The sequence below is a fragment of the Allobosea sp. 117 genome, assembly GCF_000702305.1.
In the GTDB taxonomy this organism is placed as follows: Bacteria; Pseudomonadota; Alphaproteobacteria; order Rhizobiales; family Xanthobacteraceae; genus Ancylobacter.
The window spans coordinates 251487-271212 of the sequence record NZ_JNLC01000014.1 but is presented as its reverse complement, the minus strand read 5'-3'; the positions used below and the strand labels follow the sequence as shown (position 1 = coordinate 271212).

Below are 19726 nucleotides of genomic sequence, written 5' to 3'. Positions count from 1 at the left end.
GCGGCCTTGGCCACCCCAGGGGACCGTCAGTCCTTGCGGAAGACGATATTGGCGATGAAGCCGACGCCGAGCGCCATCAGCGCGGTGGCAAGGCCGTAGAGCCAGGCATGGTCGCGCGCCATCGTGGCGACGAACTGCTCGAAATCGACCTTGGCGACCTCCAGCGAGGTGGCGCTGCGGTCGACCAGCTCGCCGCCGGCGAAGGTCTTCACCACCACCTCGTAGCGTCCGACCGGGGCCGTGCCGGGGATCGGGATGGTCGCCCGGAACACGCGCGGGGCGATGAACTCGACGCCGGAGGTGCGCTCGAAATAGAGGCCCTGCGCCTGCTTCACCCGCAGGAACGCCTGCCGGAACGGGTCGTCCGCCACCACATCCGCGAAGTCGGTGCCGACCCTCTGCAGCAGGTGGTTGTTGGAAAAGCCAGCCTGCTCCTGCCGCAGCGTCTCGGCATCCGCCATCTCCGAGGGCGGCCGGTTGCTCAGCACGGCGAGGTAGGACGGCGCTGAGACGAAGGTGCGGCTGTCGACATTCATCCAGATGCCGAGCCGGCGCTGCTTGCGCCAGGTGATGAAGCCCTCGTTCGGACCGCGCACGGTGACGACCACGTCGAAGGGCGTGTTCGGGGCCCCGCCCTCGATCACGCCGAACAGCACGATCTGCTCGCCGGAGAAGCTTGAGCTGATGGTGACGCGCGGCTTCGAGAGCGAGAGCACGAGGCCCTGCGCGCCGGCCGTCGCGGTAGCGCCGGCGAGCATCGCGAGGACGAGGAGGAGGGGCCGCAGCAGACGCCTCATCGCGCCGACTCGTCGATGGTGACGGCATAGGGATCGGCCGGCTGCGATGTCTGGTCGACCAGCACGCGCATGCCGACCGCCAGCACCAGCAGGCCGAGCAGGAGCCGCAGGTTCTCCGCCTTCATGGACTGGCCGGCCCGCGCGCCGAACTGCGCGCCGATCACGCCGCCGATCATCAGCACGAGGCCGAGCACGGCATCCACCGTCTGGTTGAGGACCGCCTGCATGAGGATCGCCGCCACCATGGTAACGAGGGTCAGCAGCAGGGAGGTCGCGACCGAGGTGAGGGTCGGCACGCGCAGTAGGTAGATCAGCGCCGGCACCAGCAGGAAGCCGCCGCCGATGCCCATCAGCGCCCCGAGGAAGCCGATCACGAAGCCGATTGTCACCACCGGGATCGCCGACACGTAGATATGCGACTGGCGGAATCGCATTTTGAAGGGCAGGCGCAGGAACCAGGGATGCGCGCCCGGCCGCCGCACCTCGGCCTTTTGTCCGCGCCAGTTGCGCACCAGCGCCCGCAGGCTTTCGACCACCATCAGCGTGCCGATGGTGCCGAGCAGCGTGATGTAGGCGACGGCGATGAACAGGTCGAGCTGGCCGAAGCGCCGCAGCACCATGAAGGTGATGACGCCGCCGAGCGTGCCGGTGAGGCCGCCGGCCAGCAGCATGCCGCCGAGCTGGTAGTCGACGAGCTTTCGTCGCGTGTAAGTCAGCGTGCCGGAAAAGGAGGAGGCGGCCATGTGGGTGGTGACGCTCGCCACCGCCACCGCCGGCGAGACGCCGAGGAAGATCAGCAGCGGGGTCATCAGGAACCCGCCGCCGACCCCGAACATTCCGGAGATGAACCCGACCGCGATCCCCATGGCGAGGAGGGTGAACACGTTCACGGGCAGTTCGGCGATCGGCAGATAGATGGTCACGCGCAGGTTCCCGGCGCAACGGAGTTGGTGGCGACGCTCATAGAGCATATGCAGCAAAAGTCGACAGACTTTTAAGCCCCAATGATGATGTAACCTATTGAATTGGACAACTTTTCTGTTGCTTGGACATTTCAGCGGCAAGCAGGCTTTGCTCTTGCCTCCGGGGGGCAGGGGACGCGCGGAGCCAAGATGGCGGACTGGCTTTATTCTCGCATCTGCGAGATTATAGAAATAATAAATGTAGTACTGGGATGTTACATTTCAGAAAATAGTTTCGCGCTGCAGCAATAGTAAAATAAAACGGTCAATAGGTCATACTGTCTGACTTAACGTATCGGGGCGGCGTGCTAGCGTCGTCGGCGTCGAAAAGCCCGTACGAGGCTTGATCGCTTTGGGAGGAATACCAATGAAAACCAACCGGCGCCGCTGGCGACCGGCAGCATGGCTGCTGGCGTCGACCATGTTCGCTTCCGCCGCCTGGGTCGGCCTGTCGGCCGGGCCCGCGCGGGCGCAGAACACCGCCGACGACAATATGGAAAAGCTCGGCAACTTCCAGACCACCGGCGCCTCCATGGACATGGAGACGGTGCCGCAGGAGGGCAAGAAGGCCGATGCGCTCAGGAAGACGCTCGAAGGCATCAAGCTGCCGGACGGCTTCAAGATCTCGCTCTACGCCATCGTGCCGGATGCGCGCGAGATGGCGGTGGGCCCGACCACCGGCGTGGTCTTCGTCGGCACCCGCAAGTCCAAGGTCTGGGCGGTCACCGACCGCGACAAGGACCGCGTCGCCGACGAGGTGAAGGTCTTCGCGCCCTCCGTGCAGTTCAAGCTGCCGAACGGCGTGTGCTTCTCCAAGGACGGCTTCCTGTTCGTCGCCGAGCAGAACCGCGTGCTGATCTTCCCGGCTGCCGAATTCTTCTACGAGGGGCCGGACGTCGTCGCGGTGCCGGTGGTCAAACAGGGCGAGCTCATCCCGAAGTCGGAGGAATCGTTCAACCACACCGCGCGGGTCTGCCGCATCGGGCCTGACGACAAGCTCTACATAACGCTAGGCCAGCCCTTCAACGTCCCCGCGCCGGAGAAGCTGGACCTCTACCAGAAGCAGGGCATCGGCGGCATCGTGCGCTTCACCCGCGAGGGCAAGGAGCGTGAGGTCTATGCCTGGGGCATCCGCAACTCGGTGGGCATGGACTTCAACCCCAAGGACAAGACGCTGTGGTTCACCGACAATCAGGTCGACGGCATGGGTGACGACATCCCGCCCGGCGAGCTGAACCGCGCCACCAAGGCCGGCCAGAACTTCGGCTTCCCCTATTTCGGCGGCGGCTCGGTGCGCACCGACGAGTACAAGAACCAGACCCCGCCGGCCGATGTGGTGAAGCCGCAGGTCGAGATGGTCGCCCATGCCGCCGATCTCGGCATGACCTTCTACAACGCCACGCAGTTCCCGGCGAAGTATCGCGGCGGCATCTTCTCGGTGCAGCACGGCTCGTGGAACCGCACCAAGCCGGTCGGCGCGCGGGTAATGTTCACCCGGCTCAACGAGGACGGCACCGCCGCAGGCACCGAAGTGTTCGCCGAGGGCTGGCTGACGCCCAATGGCGAGTATCTCGGCCGCCCGGCCTCGGTCACCGTGCTGAACGACGGCTCGCTGCTGGTGGCCGACGACACATCGGGCGCCATCTACCGCATCTCCTACGGCAACAACTGACGCCGTCCATCTCGACCGCCGCGGCTGTTCCGGCCGCGGCGGCCTTTCTGCCGGGAACATCTGCATGAGAAAGATCGGCCTGCCGTCGCTCTTCGCGGCGGCGATCCTTTATTGTCTGCCGGCTCAGGCTGGCGACGCTGCCGCCGGAAAGGCGAAGGCCTCCGCCCAATGCGCCGTGTGCCACGGTGCCAATGGCATGGCGCAATTGCCGACCGCCCCCAATCTCGCCGGCCAGAACGAGCTGTATATGGTCAAGGCGCTGGAAGAGTTTCGCGGCGGCGTGCGGCAGAACGAGATGATGACGGTGGTGGCGAAGGACCTCAGCGACGCCGACATCGCCAATCTCGCTGCCTGGTACGCCTCGATCGAGATCAGCGTGAAGGAATAGCGGGACGGAACGCTGCCAGCTTCGTCGACTGCCGTGCCGGTCCTCGTGTTGTCATCCCCTCAACTGCGCCGCCAGCGCGACGAGCAGCGCTTCCAGCCCGCGCCGCATGGCGGAGAGCGGGAGCCGCGGGCTCGGGCGCGGAATATGGACGAACACCGCCAGGCGCGGGCCGCCGGGCGTGCCGACCCGGCCATAGGCGCGGTAGGCGAGGGCGTTGCAGATGTAGCCACCGGCATCGCGCGAGGCGCGCATCGGCAGCCTGGCGAGGCGCAGGGCGTGGAGCAGTGGCGGCGCCGACGCCCCCGCCCGCACGGCCGCCGCACCCGACGGGTCGAGCCGGTGCGTCGCCGGCCTCCGGCGCGCGGCATCGGGGAAGGGCCGGGCGCGGTTCACCGCCAGCGTCTCGACGCAGATGCGCGTGCGCCGCGCCGCCAGCCCGATCATCAGCACGATGTCGGGCTGTTCCTGCGCGAGGACCGCGTCGAAGCCGGCGGCGGCTTCCCACGTCGTCGGCAGCACCAGAACGCGGCGATCCAGCCCTGTCAGCCCCGGCCGCCGGCTGCGGGAGAGCGCCTGCGCCAGCGCCGCGCTCGGGTTGACCGGCACGCCGGGAAAGCGCCCGAAGCCGGTGATCAGCACGCGCGGAGCGGGCATGGCGGGCCTCACAGGCCGAGCAGCGCGGCGATCTCCTCGGCCGCGAGGGTAGGGGCGAGGCTGCCCCCGCCAACCGCCGCCTCGATCGCCGGCACGCGCTTGCGCAGGCCGGGATCGCTGCGCAGCCTCTCGCGCAGCCGGTCCTCGACCAGCGCCCACATCCAGTTGATCTCCTGCGCGCGACGCTTGCTGGTAAAGAAACCTGACCCTGTTGCACGTTGGCGATGCAGCTCCACCTGCGCCCACAGCTCGTCGAGCCCCTCGCCGGTCAGTGCGGAATAGGTGAGCACCGGCGTCGTCCAATGCGGCTCGCGGCTTCCGAGCAGGTGCAGCGCCGCCCGGTAGTCGGCGGCCGCGGCCTGCGCGCGCGTCCGGTTGTCGCCGTCCGCCTTGTTGATGGCGACGATGTCGGCAAGCTCGATGATGCCCTTCTTGATGCCCTGCAGCTCGTCGCCGCCGCCCGGCAGCATCAGCACCAGGAAGGTGTCGGTCATGTCGGCCACCGCCGTCTCCGACTGGCCGACGCCGACCGTTTCCACCAGCACCACATCGAAGCCGAAGGCCTCGCAGAGCAGCAGGCTCTCGCGCGTCTTCGCCGCGACGCCGCCGAGCGTGCCGGCGGAGGGGGAGGGGCGCACGAAGGCGCGCTCGTCCATGGAGAGCCGCGCCATCCGCGTCTTGTCGCCGAGGATCGAGCCGCCGGTGCGCGAGGAGGAGGGGTCGACCGCCAGCACCGCCACCCGGTGCCCGCGTTCGAGCAGCAGCGAACCCAGCGCGTCGATGGTGGTCGACTTGCCGACCCCCGGCACGCCGGTGATGCCGACCCGCATCGCCTTGCCGGTCAGCGGCAGCAGCGCCTGCAGCAGCTCCGCCGCCTGCGCGCGATGCGCCGGCTTCTTCGATTCCACCAGGGTGATCGCGCGCGCCAGCATGGCGCGCTTGCCCGAACGGATGCCGTCGATCAGCGCGGCGGTCGTGGGCGCGGCATGGGCGTTCATCGGCGCGGCACTGCCGGCTGCGAGGGGACGGAGGAGCGCGCGCGAGGGATCAAAACGGCCACCAATGCGTTGATGCGGCGATGCTAGCAGCCATGCCCCAGCCTGACGAGGCGAGGCAATCCCACATTGGACCAAGGAGCCCGAAGCGATGAACTGGGATCGGATCGAAGGCAACTGGAAGCAGGTGAAGGGTCAGGTGCGCCAGCAATGGGGCAAGCTGACCGACGACGACATCGAGCGTCTGTCCGGCAAGCGCCAGGAACTTGAAGGCGTGCTGCAGGAACGCTACGGCCTCGCCAAGGACGAGGCCAACCGCCAGATCGACGAGTGGGCCAACCGCTTCAAGATGTAAGGCGCCGGCCTGCCGGGCGTGGTCGCCCGCAGCCTAGAGCCCTTTCCGATCAGGTGGAATCTCCTGATCGACAAGAAAGTGCTCTATTTCAATAAGCTGGAGCATGTTCTCATCGCGAAAGTCTCTCAACTTTCGCGGAACATGCTCTAAGCCGCCTTTAACCGGCTGAACGCGGCGCCTCATATTGCGGGGCGCCGGTCCGACCTCGCCCCCGCCGTCCGGCGGGGGCGTTCTCTCCTTAAGATGGCCTTCGCTCACCCGTGGGCATATTGCCAGTAGAGCTCCCGCGCGCGGCGATAGACCGGGCCGGGCTGCAGCTCGCGATCCTCGATCCGGGTGATCGGCGAGACCTTGGAATAGTTGCCGGTGGAGAACAGCTCGTCGGCGCCGAGGAAGTCCTTCCACGTCAGCGCGCCTTCCACCACCTCGATGCCGGCCTCGCGCAGCAGGGTGAGCGTGCGCATCCGGGTGACGCCGGCGAGGAAGGTGCCGTTCGATGCTGGCGTGAAGGCGACGCCGTCCCTCACCATGAACAGGTTGGCGGTGGCGAGCTCGGCGACGTTGCCGAGCATGTCGCAGAGCACGGCGTTGTCGAAGCCCCGGCCATGCGCCTCGACCAGCGCCCGGCTGTTGTTCGGATAGAGGCAGCCGGCTTTGGCGTCGGTCACCGCGCATTCGATGGTCGGCCGGCGAAAGGGCGACAGCGTGATCGCGGAGCCGTGCGGCTCCGGCATCGCCGCCTCGTAGAGGCTGAGGCACCAGCGGGTGGATTCGGCGTCGGCGTCGACCGTGCGCGCGCCGGGATACTCCGCCCAGTACATCGGGCGGATATAGAGCGCGGCGTCGGGCGGGAAGCGCTTCAGCCCCTCGGCGGTCAGCTCGATCCATGCCTCGACCGGAACGGCGGGCTTCAGCCCCATGGCGAGCGCCGAGCGGTTGACCCGCGCGCAATGCAGGTCGAGATCGGGCGTCACGCCCTCGAAGGCGCGCGCGCCGTCGAACACGGAGGTGCCGAGCCAGGACGCATGAGTGCGTACGCCCATGATCGGCACATTGCCCTCGTGCCAGGCGCCGTCGAGAAAGGTCCAGGTTCGGGACCAGCCGTTTTCCGCCATCTTCGCTACTCCACGCGAATAAGTTCCCGCGCAGGATAGAGCGCGCCACCCGATTTGGAACACGGCGGATGTCCCGTCCCGGAAAGTCGTCGGCTCCGTCCCGATTCGGAAACCGGAACGGAGCCGACCGGCACCGGCCCCCCGGCGGTGCCATTCGCGGCGCGGTAGGGCGCGCGGCAACGGTCGGGGGAATTTGCGGCTATCGCGGCTGAATGCCGACTGACCCTCGCGTTCATGTGGGATTCAGCCGGGATGGGCTTGCGCCGCTATTCTCAAGCATGTTCCGCGAAAGTCGGCGACTTTCGCGACCAGAACATGCTCCAGCCTGCTGAGTCTGAGCACTTTCTTATCGATCAGGTGATTCCACCTGATCGGAAAGGGCTCTACGCCAGCGCCGCGAGGATTCGCACCCAGCTACGGATGCCCTTGTGGAACGAGGCGAGGTCGTATTTCTCGTTCGGCGAGTGGATGCGGTCGTCGTCCAGCGAGAAGCCGACCAGCAGCGTGTCCTGCCCCAGCGTCTTCTTGAAATGGCCGACGATCGGGATCGAGCCGCCCTCGCCGATGGTGACCGGCGCGCGGCCCCATTCATCGGCCAGCGCCTTCGCCGCCTTCTTCAGGTCCGGGCTGTCATGGGCGACGGCGACCGCGCGGCTGCCTTCCCCGCCGAGGAACTCGACCGAGCAGTCGGCCGGAATGCGCGCGCGGATGAAGGTGCGCACCACCTCGCGCACATGCGCCGGGTCCTGGTCGGCGACGAGGCGGCAGGAGATCTTGGCGGTGGCGATCGCCGGGATGACGGTCTTGCTGCCCGCACCGATATATCCGCCCCACATGCCGTTGACCTCGAAGGTCGGGCGCGAGGAGATCAGCTCGATCAGCATGCGGTCCTGCTCGCCGGCCGGGATCGACAGGCCGATCGGCCCGAGGAAGTTCTCCGGCGTCAGGCCGAGCTCGGCCCATTGCGCCTTCACCTCGTCCGGCGTCTCGCGCACATTGTCGTAGAAGCCGGGGATGGTGACCCGCCCGTCGGCGCCGTGCACGTCGGCGATGATCTTCGAGATGACGTGCAGGGGGTTGCGCGCCGCCCCGCCGTAATAGCCGGAATGCAGGTCGCGGTCGGCGCAGCGCACCACGAACTCCTCGTGCATCAGCCCGCGCAGCGAGACGGTGATGCCCGGCGTCTCGGCGTCCCACATGCCGGTGTCGCAGACGAGCGCGAGGTCGGCGCTGAGCGCGTCCTTGTTGGCGGCGACGAAGGCCGGCATGTTCAGCGAGCCGGATTCCTCCTCGCCCTCCACCGCGATCGTCACCTCGACCGGCAGCTTGCCGGTGACCTTCAGGAACGCCCGGCAGGCCTCGACGAAGGTCATCACCTGGCCTTTGTCGTCGGCCGAGCCGCGCGCCACGATGCGCTTCACGCCCTCGGGATTGGTCAGGATCGCCGGCTCGAAGGGCGGCGTCTCCCACAGCTCCAGCGGATCGACCGGCTGCACGTCGTAATGGCCGTAGAACATCACCCGCCGCGGCGCGCCGCCGGAGGAGCGGGCCAGCACCACAGGGTGGCCGGGCGTCTCGGCGAGCTGTGCCGTGAAGCCGAGGGTGGCGAGATCGTCGGCCAGCCATTGCCCCGCCCGCCGGCATTCCGGCGCGAAGGTCTTGTCGGTCGAGATGGAGGGGATGCGCAGGAAGGCGAAGAGACGCTCGAGGCTGGCGTCGAGATCGGCATCGACGGCAGCGAGCACGCGGTCGAGATCGGACATGGGAGGCACCTTACTCGGATATCGTCGTTGGTTTTCGATGTTGTCATCCCGGACGGCCGCCGGGCGGTCCGGGATCGGGTCGGTTTGTTCAGATCGTCATCCCGGACGACCAGAGGTCGATCCGGGATCGCGCCGGATTGGAGAGCGATCCCGGCTCTCCGGCTTCGCCTGCGGCCGGGATGACGGCCGATGGTTGCATCCGCGCCGGCCTAGCGCCGCGAGGAGCCGCCGAGCACCCCGCGCAGGATCGCCTTGGTGATGGTGTTGGTGACCTGCGTCGTCACCGAGCGGGCCACCTGCCGGCCGACCTGTTCGCCGATGGTCATACGCCCGCGCCGCGTGCCGGAGGACGAACCGCCGCCGAAGATGCCGCCGAGCACGCTGTCGAGGATGCCGCCGCCGCCCGCATCGGCCTCCGCCGGCTGCTGGCCGTCCTTCGCTGTGCCGGCCGGCGGGGCGCCCGCCTGCTCGGCTCCGGCCTGTGCGCGCTTGGCCAGCATCTCATAGGCCGAATCGCGGTCGACCGGCGTGTCGTAGACCCCGGCGACCGGGCTTTGCTGGATTCCCACCCTGCGCAGCTCCGGCGTCACCGGGCCGACCCGGCCCGCCGGCGGCGCGATCAGCGTGCGCTCGACGATGGACGGCGTGCCGTTGCCTTCCAGCATGGAGATCAGCGCCTCGCCCTTGCCGAGCTCGGTGATGACCTGCGCGGTGTTGAGCTGCGGGTTCGGGCGGAAGGTGTCGGCCGCCGCCTTCACCGCCTTCTGGTCGCGCGGCGTGAAGGCGCGCAGCGCGTGCTGCACGCGGTTGCCGAGCTGGGCGAGCACCGTCTCCGGCACGTCGAGCGGGTTCTGGGTGACGAAATAGACGCCCACGCCCTTGGAGCGGATCAGGCGAACCACCTGCTCGATCTTCTGCAGCAGCGCCTTGGGCGCCTCGTCGAACAGCAGATGCGCCTCGTCGAAGAAGAACACCACCTTCGGCTTGTCGGGGTCGCCGATCTCGGGCAGCTCCTCGAACAGCTCGGAGAGCAGCCACAGCAGGAAGGAGGCGTAGAGCTGCGGGCTCGACATCAGCTTGTCGGCGGCCAGCAGGCTTATGTAGCCATAGCCGTTGCGCGGGTCGGTGCGCATGATGTCGGTGATCTTCAGCGCCGGCTCGCCGAAGAACTTGTCGGCGCCCTGGTTCTCCAGAACCAGCAGCGCGCGCTGGATGGCGCCCACCGTCGCCGCCGAGACGTTGCCATAGGTGGTGGTGAGGCTGGACGCGTTCTCCGCCACGAAGGCCAGCATCGCCCTGAGGTCCTTGAGATCGAGCAGCAGCAGGCCCTGCTCGTCGGCGACGCGGAACACGACGTTCAGCACGCCTTCCTGGATCTCGTTGAGATTCATCAGCCGGGCGAGCAGCAGCGGCCCCATCTCCGAGACGGTGGCGCGCACCGGGTGGCCCTGCTCGCCGAACAGGTCCCAGAAGATCACCGGGAATTCGTCCGGCTCATATTCGACGCCGATCTCGGCGCAACGATCGAGGATCCATTGCTGTCCCTCGCCGGGCATGGAGATGCCGGAGAGATCGCCCTTGATGTCGGCGGCGAACACCGGGACGCCGGCGCGCGAGAAGCCCTCGGCCAGCGTCTGCAGGGTCACCGTCTTGCCGGTGCCGGTGGCGCCGGTGGCGAGGCCGTGCCGGTTGGCGAGCTTCAGCGTGAGGTATTCCGGCTTCTCGCTCTTGCCGACAAAGATCTTGCCGTCGACATCTCCGGACATGCGAACCTCCACCGTGCTGCATCGTTCTTTCACCTATAGAGCGCAGCCGGCGGGTGTTCGGCAAGCGGGCTTTGCGCGGTGCCGGCCGATTGTCCGGGCGCGGCGACGCATGGGCGCCGAAGAGTTTCCCCCTGGGTCCCGGATCGGCGTTCCGGCTTCGCCGTCACTTGTCCGGGACACGATGCCGGTTTGTTTCCCGGACAAGCTGCGCGCAGCGCAGCGCCGATCCGGGACCCAGCGAATACCCTTCAGCAGGCCCATCCGCCGGCCTGCCCCTTGCCAAGGGGGAGCGGGCGGGCGATGTCAGTGCAAAGCCCCAATGCGGTATCCGCCCATGAGCGCCGAAGCTCCGATCCCATCGTCCTCACAGCACGCGTCGTCCCCCTCATCGTCCCGACCGGTCATTGCACCGCCGCAAGCTCGGGTGATCGATGCGCGCGGCCGCGCCCTCTCATTCGAGGAGCGCACGCTGATCATGGGCATCCTCAACGTGACGCCGGATTCCTTCTCGGATGGCGGGCGCAGCGCCGCCCTCGACGACGCGCTGGTCAATGCCCGCCGCATGGTGGAGGAGGGGGCGGACATCCTCGACATCGGCGGCGAATCGACCCGTCCCGGCTATGTGCCGGTGCCGCTCGACGAGGAGCTGGCCCGCGTGGTGCCGGTGATCGAGGCGCTGCGCGGCGTCGGCGTGCCGATCTCGATCGACACCCAGAAGGCCAAGGTGGCGGAGGCCGCGCTCGCGCTCGGCGTCGAGATCGTCAACGATATCTGGGGCCTGATGGGCGATCCCGACATGGCGCGGGTGGTCGCGGACAGCGACGCCGCCATCATCGCCATGCACAACCGTGCCGTGGTCGATCCCGCGCTCGACATCGTCGTCGACATCGTCACCTTCTTCGAGCAGGCGCTGGAGCGCGCCGCCAAGGCCGGCATCCGCGCCGAGCGGATCGTGCTCGATCCCGGCATCGGCTTCGGCAAGACCTTCGAGCAGAACCTGACCGCCATCGCCTCGCTGAGGGAGATCGGCCGGCTCGGCTTCCCGCTGCTGCTCGGCACCTCGCGCAAGTCCCTGATCGGAAAGGTGATCGCCACCGAGCCGCGGGAGCGGCTGCCGGGCACTATCGCCTCCAATGTGCTGGGCATCGCGGCCGGCTGCGCCATCATCCGGGTGCACGACGTCGCCGCCCATGTACAGGCCGCGCGGGTGACGGAGGCGATCATCCGTGCCGCCTGAATTCTTCATCCGCCGTCCGCGCAGCGTCGAGAAACGCGTCGCCTATCTGTGCCTCGGCTCCAATCTCGGCGACCGCGCCGGCACGATGGGCAGGGCGGTCGGCCTGATCGCCCGCGCCGGGCTGAAGATCATCGGCCGCTCGTCGCTCTACGAGACGCCGCCATGGGGGCCGGTGCCGCAGGGGCCGTATCTGAACCTGGTGGTGGCGGTGGAGACCGAGCTCTCGGCGCGCGAGCTCTTGAACCTGCTGCTCGGCGTCGAGCACGCCTTCGGCCGCGACCGCACGCGCGAGGTCCGCTTCGGGCCGCGTACCATCGACATCGACATCCTGCTGTTCGGCGAGGAGGCGATCGCCGAGCCCGACCTCGAAATCCCGCATCCGCGCATGATGGAGCGGGCCTTCGCGCTGGTGCCGCTGGCCGAGCTGGCGCCCGATCTCAAAGTGGGCGGCGCGAGGATCGCCGACGCGCTGGCGCGGCTCGACACCGGCGGCATCGTCAAGCTCGATCCGCAGCCCGCGCAGGACTGACCTGCCGGACTGCCCCGCGATCCGGCGGGGGCTGTTACAAAACTGTCATCGTTCGCGCGGCATTGCATCGAAAAGCGAGTTGGAGCCGAGGGATCGCGGCGTGGCGGATTACGATGCGGAAGGCCTGATCACGGCCTGGGCGTTCGACGGCGAGGGCGGCGCGCGGCGCATCGGCTGGCCGGAGATCCTCGCCCGGCAGGCGCCGCCGGGCGGCTTCGTCTGGGTGCATCTGCAATTGACCGAGAACCGGCCGCAGCGCTGGCTGATGGAAGAGAGCGGCATCGACATCTCGGTCGCCGAGTCGCTCGTCGCCGAGGAGACGCGCCCGCGCTGCGCGCTGCTGGAGCACGGCGCCTTCCTCAATCTGCGCGGCATCAACCTGATGCCCTATTCGCTGCCGGACGAGATGCACTCGATCCGCTTCTGGGTAGAGCCGCGGCGGATCATCTCGGTGCGCAAGCGCCAGCTCTCGGCGGTGATGGATTTCGAGGAGGCGATCGGGCGCGGGCGGGCTCCGCGCACGCCGGGCGAGTTCATCGCCGACATTTCGATGCGCCTCGTCGACCGCATGGACATCGTCATCCACGCCCTCGCCGAGCAGGCCGACGAGCTGGAGGAGCAGGTGCTCAGCGCCTCGCTCTCGAATCTGTCCGGCAAGGTGTCGGAGCTGCGGCGCGTCGCCATCATCCTGCGCCGCTACATCGCCCCGCAGCGCGAGGCGCTGAACCATTTCTCGATCGAGGACGCCGACTGGCTGGTGGCCCGCGACCGCAACCGCCTGCGCGAGGCGGCCGACCGCGTGACCCGCTTCGCCGAGGAGCTCGATTCGGTGCGTGACCGCGCCGCCGTCATCTACGACCAGATGGTCGAGCGCCGCGCCGAGCAGATGAACCGTTCGATGCTGATCCTCGCGGTGGTCACCGTGGTGTTCGCCCCGCTCACCCTGATCTCCGGCCTGCTCGGCATGAATGTCGGCGGCATTCCCGGCGCCGATGACCAGTCCGGATTCTGGGCGGTGACGATCGTGCTGCTCGCCATCGGCGGCGGCCTCGCCTCGCTGTTCCGCTGGATGCGCTGGATCTGAGCCCGTTCCGCTGATCCGCCGACGGTATTAAGATCGCGGCGGAGCGGCGATCCCGGCCCCGCTCCGGGAGGACAAGAAAATGGGACGGCTCGATTTCGTCTTTGGTGTTTGCGTGGCCGCGCTCGGCCTTGCCGCGGCCGCCACGCCCGCCGCGGCCTACAAGTTCACCGGAACGTTCGCGGGTGGCGACTGCCGGCAGATGGCGGCGCAGATCCAGCCCGCCAAACTTTGGTACGGCCATTTCAGCGGCCAGCGGGAATCGATCGGCTTCTTCGGCATCATCGAGAGCCGCACCGTCGAGGGCTGTTTCCGAAGCCAGGGCGAGTGCGAGAACTGGCTCTATCAGTGGCGCTCGGAATGGCAGTTCAACTCCTGGAACGACTATTGCGCGCAGGGCTGGCCGCCGAAGCCGCGCGGCATCCGGCCGCGTGTGCAGGGTCAATAGGCACGAGGCATTGGAAGGCGCCGCCGCAGGCGCGGCGACGCCCTTCTAAACCGGTCAGACGGCCTTGGAATAGAGCTCGGCGACGTAGTCCCAGTTCACAAGGTTCTCGACGAACGCCTTGAGATAGTCGGGACGGCGGTTGCGGTAGTCGATGTAGTAGGAGTGCTCCCACACGTCGACGCCGAGGATCGGGGTGGCGCCGGAGATCAGCGGGCTCTCGCCGTTCGGCGACTTCATCACCGCGAGCTTGCCGTCCTTCACCGCGAGCCAGGCCCAGCCGGAGCCGAACTGGGTGACGCCGGCCTGGATGAAGTCCTCCTTGAACTTCTCCACCGAGCCGATGTCCTCGACGATCTTCTTCTCCAGCTCGCCGGGGATGGCGCCGCCGCCATTCGGCTTCATCCAGTTCCAGAAGTGGATGTGGTTGTAGTCCTGGCCGGCATTGTTGAAGACGCCGGCGTTCTTGCCGTAGGAGCCCTTGACGATCTCCTCGAGGGACTTGCCCTCGAATTCGGTGCCCTTGATCAGGTTGTTGAGGTTGTTCACGTAAGCGAGGTGGTGCTTGTCGTGATGATATTCGAGCGTCTCGCGCGACATGTAGGGGGCGAGCGCGTCGTAGGAATAGGGCAGGTCGGGAAGCGTAAAGGACATGAAGCTCTCTCCGCAGGTGAAAACCGGCCGCGCCGCTGTCCGGGGCGCCCGAACGAGCTTTCGCGGGATATTCCCGCGCACTTCGCAGAAGCGCGACGCGTGACTAGATAAGTCGGTATGGCCCTCGGAACAACCGAAAGCCACATATATAGCCACATTCACACATATTGTTCCCGCACTTCCCGTGTTCGTGCGCGCCGTCTAAGGCGGCCGTGAGCTTGTGCGGAGGATGGAAAATCCGTGCTGCTCTTAGGATTCGCCGCCGCGCGTGGTAGTGCGCTGGTAGCGTCTTCGGGAATCGGACCCGACGGAGTGGGGAATGGGTGCAGTCATCATCGGCCTCGGGGTCGTTGTCACGCTGATCGGCGCCGTGCTGGCCGTGAACGGCCTGGCGATCTACCAGTCGACCTTCGGCAACGCGCTGGTCACGCTCGGGGGCATCGGCGTGGTCGGGGGACTGACGCTGTTCGCCCTCGGCTTCATCCATCGCGCGCTGATGCAGATCGTGGACCGGCTCGACGGCGTCGTGCATTTCGAGCCCGAGGAGGAGGTCCACGAACCGGCCTCCGCAGCGCCGCCAGCGCATCATGCGCCCGCCGTTGCTCCCCGGCCTCCTGCGGCTCCCGCCGCGCCGCCCGCCCCGGTGGCGCCCGTCGCTCCGGTGGCGCCCGTCGCTCCCGAGCCGCTGTCCCTGCGCGAGGCGCTGGCGCGTCCGTCGGTGGCGCCGCAGCCGGCCCCGGAGCCCGCCCGGCCGTCCGTGCCGGAGCCGGTCGTCCCGAGTCCGGCGATGCCGGAGCTCAGCGCCGCGCCCACCGAGGACGAAGGCAGCGGCCTGCCCTCGTGGTTCCGGCGCAAGCGCGCGCCCGCCGCGCCGCTTCCGCCCGAGCCGGAGTTCGATGCGGAGCCGGACGACGAGCCGGAGCCGGCGGAGCCGGTCCGTCACAGTACCTTCGACGAACCCGAATTCGCCGAGGCGCCGCGCTGGCTGCAGTCGCGCGGGCCGCGCCGCGAGCCGGTCTTCCGCGATGTCATGCCCTATGACGATCCGCCGCCGCGCCATGAAGAGCGCGACGAGGCCGAGCTTGGCGGGGCGGAGCCGATCATTCCGCGCCAGGAGAAGAGCCCGGCGGTCGAAGCCCCGGAGCGCGAGCACGCCGAAAACCCGCCCGCCGATGCCGGCCCCGGCGCCCCACCGGCGTTCCTGCGCCATGACGAGCCGTCCGAGGACGACGGGGAGCCCGTCCGCGAGGACGCTCCCGCGACGCAGCAGGAGCCTTCCGTCACGGTGCTCAAATCCGGCACCATCGGCGGGATGGCCTATACGCTCTATACGGACGGCTCGATCGAGGCGGAGCTGCCGGGCGGCGCCATCCGCTTCGCCTCGCTGCAGCAGTTGCGCGAGCATGTCGCCGGCGGCGCCGCCAAGCCGGCGGACGACGCCGGCTGATCGTCAGACCACCGGCGGACGACGCCGGCTGATCGTCAGACCACCGGCGGACGACGCCGGCTGATCGTCAGGCCGCCCGTCCGGTCATCGCCAGCGCGAAGGCATAGACCAGCGCTGTCTCCTCCAGCCGGTCGAATCGTCCCGCCGCGCCGCCGTGCCCCGCCTCCATGTTGGTGCGCAGGACGAGCGGCCTGTCGTCGGTCTTCAGCTCGCGCAGCCGCGCCACCCATTTGGCCGGCTCCCAATAGGTCACGCGCGGGTCGGTCAGTCCGGCGAGGGCGAGGATCGGCGGGTAGTCCTTCGCCTCGACATTGTCATAGGGCGAATAGGAGCGGATGCGCCGGAAGGCCTCCACGTCGGTGATGGGATTACCCCATTCCGGCCATTCCGGCGGGGTGAGCGGCAGCGTGTCGTCGAGCATGGTGTTCAGCACGTCGACGAAGGGCACCTCGGCGATGATGCCGGCGAACAGCTCCGGCCGCAGATTGGCGACCGCTCCCATCAGCATGCCGCCGGCCGAGCCGCCATGGGCGACGACGAGGTCGGGCGAGACGATCCGCTCGGCCGCGAGATGCTCCGCGCAGGCGATGAAGTCGGTGAAGCTGTTGGTCTTCCGGGCGAGCTTGCCTTCGCGGTACCAGCGCCAGCCTTTCTCGGTGCCGCCGCGAATATGGGCGATGGCATAGACGAAGCCACGATCGACCAGCGAGAGCCGCGAGGTCGAGAAGCCGGCGGGGATCGAGATGCCATAGGCGCCATAGCCATAGAGCAGGCACGGCGCGGTGCCGTCGAGCGGCGTTCCCTTCGCGAACAGCAGGGAGACCGGCACCTTTTCGCCATCCGGCGCCGTCGCCATGACCCGCCGCGTCTCGTAGCGCGCCGGATCGTGGCCGGAGGGCACCTCCTGGCGCTTCAGCAGGACGCGGCCGCGCGTGGCAAGATCGTAGTCCCAGACCTCGGAGGGCGTCGTCATCGAGGAATAGGTGAAGCGGATGGTCGTCTTGTCGAAGCCGAAGCCCGGATCGAAGCCGAGCGAATAGGCTTCCTCCGCGAAGGCGACCGCGTGCTCGCTCCCATCGGCGACCGAGCGCACGACGATGCGCGGCAGCCCGTCCTCGCGTTCGAGCCGCACCAGGAAGTCGCGGAAGGCCGATTGCGAGAGGATCAGCCGTCCCGGCTTGTAGGGCACCAGATCGCGCCAGCCGGCCCGGCCGGGGCTCGCCAGCGGGGCGGTGACGATCTTGAAATCCTCAGCGCCGTCGGCATTGGTCTCGATGATCAGGCTGTCGGTGCCGCCGAGCGAGGGGTGGTGCTCGACGCCGTAGCGCAGCCCCGGCTCGCGCGGCTCGACCCGTACCGGGACGGCGGCGTCGTCATGGAGGTCGAGAAGCCAGACCTCGCTGGTGTCGTGGTCGCCGCATTCGATCAGCCCGAAGCGGCCGGACTGCGTGTGCGACAGCGAGACGAAAAAGCCTTTGTCCGGCTCCTCATAGACCAGGACATCGGTGGCCGGGTCGGTGCCCACGACATGCCGGTAGACGAAGCTCGGGCGATGCTCGGCGTCGCGCCGGACATAGTACAGATGATTGCCGTCGGCGCCCCAGATGACGCCGCCGGTGGTCTCGGGGATGACGTCGGCGCGCTCGCGCCCGATGGCGATCTCGCGGATGCGCAGCGTGTAATATTCAGAGCCGGCCTCATCCGCCGTCCAGGCCACGCGCCGATGGTCCGGCGAATGCGCGGCGTCGCCGAACTGGAAATAGGGCTTGTCGGCCGCGAGCATGTCGCCGTCGAGCAGGATGTCCTCGTCTTCGTCGTCCTGCGCCTCGGACGGGCGGCGGCAGATCAGCGGATGCTGCCCGCCCTCGCGGAAGCGCGAATAATAAGCGAAGGGGCCATCCGGCGCGGGCACGGAGGAATCGTCCTCCTTGATGCGCCCGCGCATCTCCTTGACGAGGGCCGCGCGCAGCTCCGCATGCGGCCCGAACCAGGCCTCTGCCGCCGCATTCTCGGCCTCCAGAAAGGCGCGGATGTCGGGGGCGAGGAGCCACGGGTCGCGCATCACCTCGCGCCAGTTCTCCGCGCGCAGCCAGGCATAGGGATCGATCAGGGTCTCGCCATGGAACTGGCGCACCAGCGGCTTGTGCGTCGGCGCGCCCGCCCCGTCGCTCTTCACCGGTTGGGCTCGCCATCGGCGGCGGCGTCATCGGCCCGGAAGGTGAGCGCGATGCCGTTCATGCAATAGCGCAGCCCGGTCGGGCGCGGCCCGTCGGGAAAGACATGACCCAGATGCGCGTCGCAGGTCGCGCAGCGCACCTCGACGCGGTGCATGCCGTAGGAATAGTCGTGATGCTCGGACACGGCCTGCGAATCGACGGGCTGGAAGAAGCTCGGCCAGCCGGTGCCGGACTCGAACTTGGCGTTGGAACGGAACAGCGGGGTTCCGCAGCATACGCAGCTATAGACGCCCGGCTCCTTCTGGGAGAGGTGCGGGCCGGAGAAGGCACATTCGGTGCCGTGGCCGCGCGTCACGCGGAACTGTTCCGGCGTCAGCAGCGCGCGCCATTCGGCGTCGGACTTCACGATTCTGGGAGTGCGGGTGGTCGCGGTCATCTTGTTGTCCTTATGTTTTCCGCAGAAATAGTGATCGCGGGCCGACACCGCAACGGCGGCGCCCTATGTCATGGAAGCCGCATGGCTATCGGATAAGTGCTATCGGAATTGGCGAGAATATGGGCAGGGAATGCCGCGTGATCAGCTCCTGCATTCAATATGCAACGAGATTGAAGAAGTTGATCGCTTTTTAGGCCGAAAAGTTCTTGCAGTTCGGGAAGAACAAATCTATTTAAACAGTGACCATTGGCGAGGTTAATGCGCTTTATTGCCGGTCGGCTCGCTCGACAGATTTTATGATTCCGCGCGCCCGCCGTGTCTCAGTCTCCCCTTTCGATCACGTTATCATGAAGAACCCACCATGAGCGACGCTATAGAAAACGAAAGCTACATCGAACTGGCCGCGGATATCGTCTCTGCCTATGTCAGCAACAATTCCATATCGGCGAACGATCTGCCCGCGCTGATCGGCGACGTCTATTCGGCTCTGCAGCGGGTTTCCAAGGGCGAGGTCGAGCCGGTGGCGGAGCCGCTGAAGCCCGCCGTGTCGGTGAAGAAGTCGGTGTCGCCCGAATTCATCGTCTGCCTGGAAGACGGCAAGAAATTCAAGTCGCTGAAGCGGCATCTGCGCACGCAGTACAACATGACGCCCGAGCAGTATCGCGAGAAGTGGGGCCTGCCGTCGGACTATCCGATGGTGGCGCCGAACTATGCCGCCGCCCGCTCGGCGCTCGCCAAGCAGATGGGCCTCGGCCAGCAGCGCCGCCGCTCGCGCCGCTGAAGCGTTGATCCGCGATCGTTCGAGGCCGCCGCGCTCGCGTGGCGGCCTTTTTCTTTGCGGGGCGTCCCGCTTTCAGCAGCGGGGCTGGCGCTCCGACTCGCTCATCAGCCGATGCAGGGCGGCGTGCCGGACGGCGTCATAGCCGACGCCGCTGCGCGCGGCCCGCCGTTCCGCGCGCAGCAGGCGCCGGATCGCGGCGAGGCGCGCCTCGGACGTGGCGCCGAGAAAGGGGCGGAGCGCTTCTGCCCGCGCCGCGATCAGCGCTTCCGGATCCTCGCTGCGCATGGCGCGCAGGTGCCGGCGGCCTCGCGCCGGCGGGTGCGGGCGCGTGGTCCCTGCCGGCGCCTGGATCGTGTTGCGGCGTGTCGTCTGTGAATCGGTCATGGCGGGCTCGCGGATGGTGAACGCGCGAGTATCCCGCCACCTTCGCAGATGCGGATAAATTCCTATTCCCGTCTGTCCATCATGTGAG

At 67.8% G+C, this 19726-nt stretch carries 20 protein-coding genes; 9 read left to right on the top strand and 11 right to left on the bottom strand.

Features of this window, described 5'->3' with window-relative positions; genetic code table 11:
* Positions 1-26: 26 nt before the first annotated feature.
* Both U742_RS0114450 and U742_RS0114445 read right to left on the bottom strand, forming a co-directional pair.
* A complete protein-coding gene (locus U742_RS0114450; protein ID WP_029354215.1) occupies positions 27-797 on the bottom strand; it encodes a TIGR02186 family protein in 771 nt (256 codons plus the stop codon).
* Positions 794-1720, bottom strand: coding sequence for a sulfite exporter TauE/SafE family protein (locus U742_RS0114445; protein ID WP_029354213.1), 927 nt, complete (start codon positions 1718-1720; stop codon positions 794-796). The genes U742_RS0114450 and U742_RS0114445 overlap by 4 nt, the downstream gene beginning before the upstream one ends.
* 406 nt (positions 1721-2126) lie before the next feature.
* On the opposite strand from U742_RS0114445, the gene U742_RS0114440 reads away from it, so the two are divergent.
* Together U742_RS0114440 and U742_RS0114435 are read left to right on the top strand one after the other, a co-directional pair.
* Positions 2127-3431: a PQQ-dependent sugar dehydrogenase gene (locus U742_RS0114440; protein WP_029354211.1), complete on the top strand. Its 1305-nt coding sequence runs from the start codon at positions 2127-2129 to the stop codon at positions 3429-3431.
* 64 nt (positions 3432-3495) lie between these two features.
* Positions 3496-3819, top strand: coding sequence for a c-type cytochrome (locus U742_RS0114435; RefSeq protein WP_029354209.1), 324 nt, complete (start codon positions 3496-3498; stop codon positions 3817-3819).
* Positions 3820-3870: 51 nt separating this feature from the next.
* Here U742_RS0114435 and U742_RS0114430 read toward each other — a convergent pair whose 3' ends face one another.
* Entirely contained in the window at positions 3871-4473 is a 603-nt protein-coding gene (locus U742_RS0114430) for a pyroglutamyl-peptidase I (RefSeq protein WP_051661185.1), read from the bottom strand.
* Between the two features lie 8 nt (positions 4474-4481).
* Positions 4482-5471, bottom strand: coding sequence for a methylmalonyl Co-A mutase-associated GTPase MeaB (gene meaB, locus U742_RS0114425; RefSeq protein ID WP_029354204.1), 990 nt, complete (start codon positions 5469-5471; stop codon positions 4482-4484).
* Between the two features lie 148 nt (positions 5472-5619).
* Here meaB and U742_RS0114420 point away from each other — a divergent pair, with 148 nt between their 5' ends.
* Positions 5620-5823, top strand: coding sequence for a CsbD family protein (locus U742_RS0114420; protein ID WP_029354202.1), 204 nt, complete (start codon positions 5620-5622; stop codon positions 5821-5823).
* A 254-nt stretch (positions 5824-6077) separates the two neighbouring features.
* Here the strand turns inward: U742_RS0114420 and U742_RS0114415 are convergent, their stop codons facing one another.
* The 3 genes from U742_RS0114415 to U742_RS0114405 all read right to left on the bottom strand — a co-directional run bounded on the left by U742_RS0114415 (position 6078) and on the right by U742_RS0114405 (position 10467).
* Positions 6078-6938, bottom strand: a complete 861-nt coding sequence (locus U742_RS0114415) for a branched-chain amino acid aminotransferase (RefSeq protein ID WP_029354201.1) — start codon at positions 6936-6938, stop codon at positions 6078-6080.
* Between the two features lie 383 nt (positions 6939-7321).
* A complete protein-coding gene (locus U742_RS0114410) occupies positions 7322-8701 on the bottom strand; it encodes a M20/M25/M40 family metallo-hydrolase (RefSeq protein WP_029354199.1) in 1380 nt (459 codons plus the stop codon).
* A 209-nt stretch (positions 8702-8910) separates the two neighbouring features.
* The gene (locus tag U742_RS0114405) at positions 8911-10467 is read right to left on the bottom strand and encodes a helicase HerA-like domain-containing protein (RefSeq protein WP_029354198.1); all 1557 of its coding nucleotides are present in this window, start codon (positions 10465-10467) and stop codon (positions 8911-8913) included.
* A gap of 424 nt (positions 10468-10891) precedes the next feature.
* On the opposite strand from U742_RS0114405, the gene folP reads away from it, so the two are divergent.
* The 4 genes from folP (at position 10892) to U742_RS0114385 (ending at position 13762) form a co-directional block, all read left to right on the top strand.
* Entirely contained in the window at positions 10892-11704 is an 813-nt protein-coding gene (folP, locus tag U742_RS0114400) for a dihydropteroate synthase (protein ID WP_051661184.1), read from the top strand.
* Positions 11694-12233: a 2-amino-4-hydroxy-6-hydroxymethyldihydropteridine diphosphokinase gene (gene folK, locus U742_RS0114395; protein WP_038361587.1), complete on the top strand. Its 540-nt coding sequence runs from the start codon at positions 11694-11696 to the stop codon at positions 12231-12233. Before folP ends, folK begins: the two co-directional genes overlap by 11 nt.
* Positions 12234-12333: 100 nt before the next feature.
* Complete coding sequence (locus tag U742_RS0114390) at positions 12334-13317, top strand: zinc transporter ZntB (RefSeq protein ID WP_029354195.1); 984 nt, start codon at positions 12334-12336, stop codon at positions 13315-13317.
* A gap of 79 nt (positions 13318-13396) precedes the next feature.
* Complete coding sequence (locus U742_RS0114385) at positions 13397-13762, top strand: hypothetical protein (RefSeq protein WP_051661183.1); 366 nt, start codon at positions 13397-13399, stop codon at positions 13760-13762.
* A gap of 54 nt (positions 13763-13816) precedes the next feature.
* Here the strand turns inward: U742_RS0114385 and U742_RS0114380 are convergent, their stop codons facing one another.
* On the bottom strand, positions 13817-14413 hold the full coding sequence (locus U742_RS0114380; protein WP_029354192.1) for a superoxide dismutase: 597 nt from the start codon (positions 14411-14413) through the stop codon (positions 13817-13819).
* A 319-nt stretch (positions 14414-14732) separates the two neighbouring features.
* Here U742_RS0114380 and U742_RS0114375 point away from each other — a divergent pair, with 319 nt between their 5' ends.
* Positions 14733-15860: a hypothetical protein gene (locus tag U742_RS0114375; protein ID WP_029354190.1), complete on the top strand. Its 1128-nt coding sequence runs from the start codon at positions 14733-14735 to the stop codon at positions 15858-15860.
* Positions 15861-15927: 67 nt separating this feature from the next.
* Here U742_RS0114375 and U742_RS0114370 read toward each other — a convergent pair whose 3' ends face one another.
* Positions 15928-18036, bottom strand: coding sequence for a S9 family peptidase (locus U742_RS0114370; RefSeq protein ID WP_029354189.1), 2109 nt, complete (start codon positions 18034-18036; stop codon positions 15928-15930).
* Positions 18033-18473 carry a peptide-methionine (R)-S-oxide reductase MsrB gene (gene msrB / locus U742_RS0114365; RefSeq protein WP_029354187.1) on the bottom strand — a complete coding sequence of 147 codons (441 nt, stop codon included), beginning with the start codon at positions 18471-18473 and terminating at the stop codon, positions 18033-18035. The genes U742_RS0114370 and msrB overlap by 4 nt, the downstream gene beginning before the upstream one ends.
* 361 nt (positions 18474-18834) lie before the next feature.
* Here msrB and U742_RS0114360 point away from each other — a divergent pair, with 361 nt between their 5' ends.
* The gene (locus U742_RS0114360) at positions 18835-19254 is read left to right on the top strand and encodes a Ros/MucR family transcriptional regulator (protein ID WP_029354185.1); all 420 of its coding nucleotides are present in this window, start codon (positions 18835-18837) and stop codon (positions 19252-19254) included.
* A 72-nt stretch (positions 19255-19326) separates the two neighbouring features.
* Here U742_RS0114360 and U742_RS0114355 read toward each other — a convergent pair whose 3' ends face one another.
* Entirely contained in the window at positions 19327-19638 is a 312-nt protein-coding gene (locus U742_RS0114355; protein WP_248310368.1) for a hypothetical protein, read from the bottom strand.
* Positions 19639-19726 lie beyond the last annotated feature (88 nt).

Excerpts from the sequence above, each read along its gene's own strand:
- U742_RS0114385 (WP_051661183.1), top strand. The coding sequence starts at position 13,397 with ATGGGACGGCTCGATTTCGTCTTTGGTGTTTGCGTGGCCGCGCTCGGC.
- U742_RS0114360 (WP_029354185.1), top strand. The coding sequence starts at position 18,835 with ATGAGCGACGCTATAGAAAACGAAAGCTACATCGAACTGGCCGCGGAT.
- U742_RS0114420 (WP_029354202.1), top strand. The coding sequence starts at position 5,620 with ATGAACTGGGATCGGATCGAAGGCAACTGGAAGCAGGTGAAGGGTCAG.
- U742_RS0114355 (WP_248310368.1), bottom strand. The coding sequence starts at position 19,638 with ATGACCGATTCACAGACGACACGCCGCAACACGATCCAGGCGCCGGCA.
- U742_RS0114430 (WP_051661185.1), bottom strand. The coding sequence starts at position 4,473 with ATGCCCGCTCCGCGCGTGCTGATCACCGGCTTCGGGCGCTTTCCCGGC.
- U742_RS0114380 (WP_029354192.1), bottom strand. The coding sequence starts at position 14,413 with ATGTCCTTTACGCTTCCCGACCTGCCCTATTCCTACGACGCGCTCGCC.
- U742_RS0114405 (WP_029354198.1), bottom strand. The coding sequence starts at position 10,467 with ATGTCCGGAGATGTCGACGGCAAGATCTTTGTCGGCAAGAGCGAGAAG.
- U742_RS0114415 (WP_029354201.1), bottom strand. The coding sequence starts at position 6,938 with ATGGCGGAAAACGGCTGGTCCCGAACCTGGACCTTTCTCGACGGCGCC.
- msrB (WP_029354187.1), bottom strand. The coding sequence starts at position 18,473 with ATGACCGCGACCACCCGCACTCCCAGAATCGTGAAGTCCGACGCCGAA.
- U742_RS0114375 (WP_029354190.1), top strand. The coding sequence starts at position 14,733 with ATGGGTGCAGTCATCATCGGCCTCGGGGTCGTTGTCACGCTGATCGGC.
- U742_RS0114440 (WP_029354211.1), top strand. The coding sequence starts at position 2,127 with ATGAAAACCAACCGGCGCCGCTGGCGACCGGCAGCATGGCTGCTGGCG.
- U742_RS0114450 (WP_029354215.1), bottom strand. The coding sequence starts at position 797 with ATGAGGCGTCTGCTGCGGCCCCTCCTCCTCGTCCTCGCGATGCTCGCC.
- U742_RS0114410 (WP_029354199.1), bottom strand. The coding sequence starts at position 8,701 with ATGTCCGATCTCGACCGCGTGCTCGCTGCCGTCGATGCCGATCTCGAC.
- meaB (WP_029354204.1), bottom strand. The coding sequence starts at position 5,471 with ATGAACGCCCATGCCGCGCCCACGACCGCCGCGCTGATCGACGGCATC.
- U742_RS0114435 (WP_029354209.1), top strand. The coding sequence starts at position 3,496 with ATGAGAAAGATCGGCCTGCCGTCGCTCTTCGCGGCGGCGATCCTTTAT.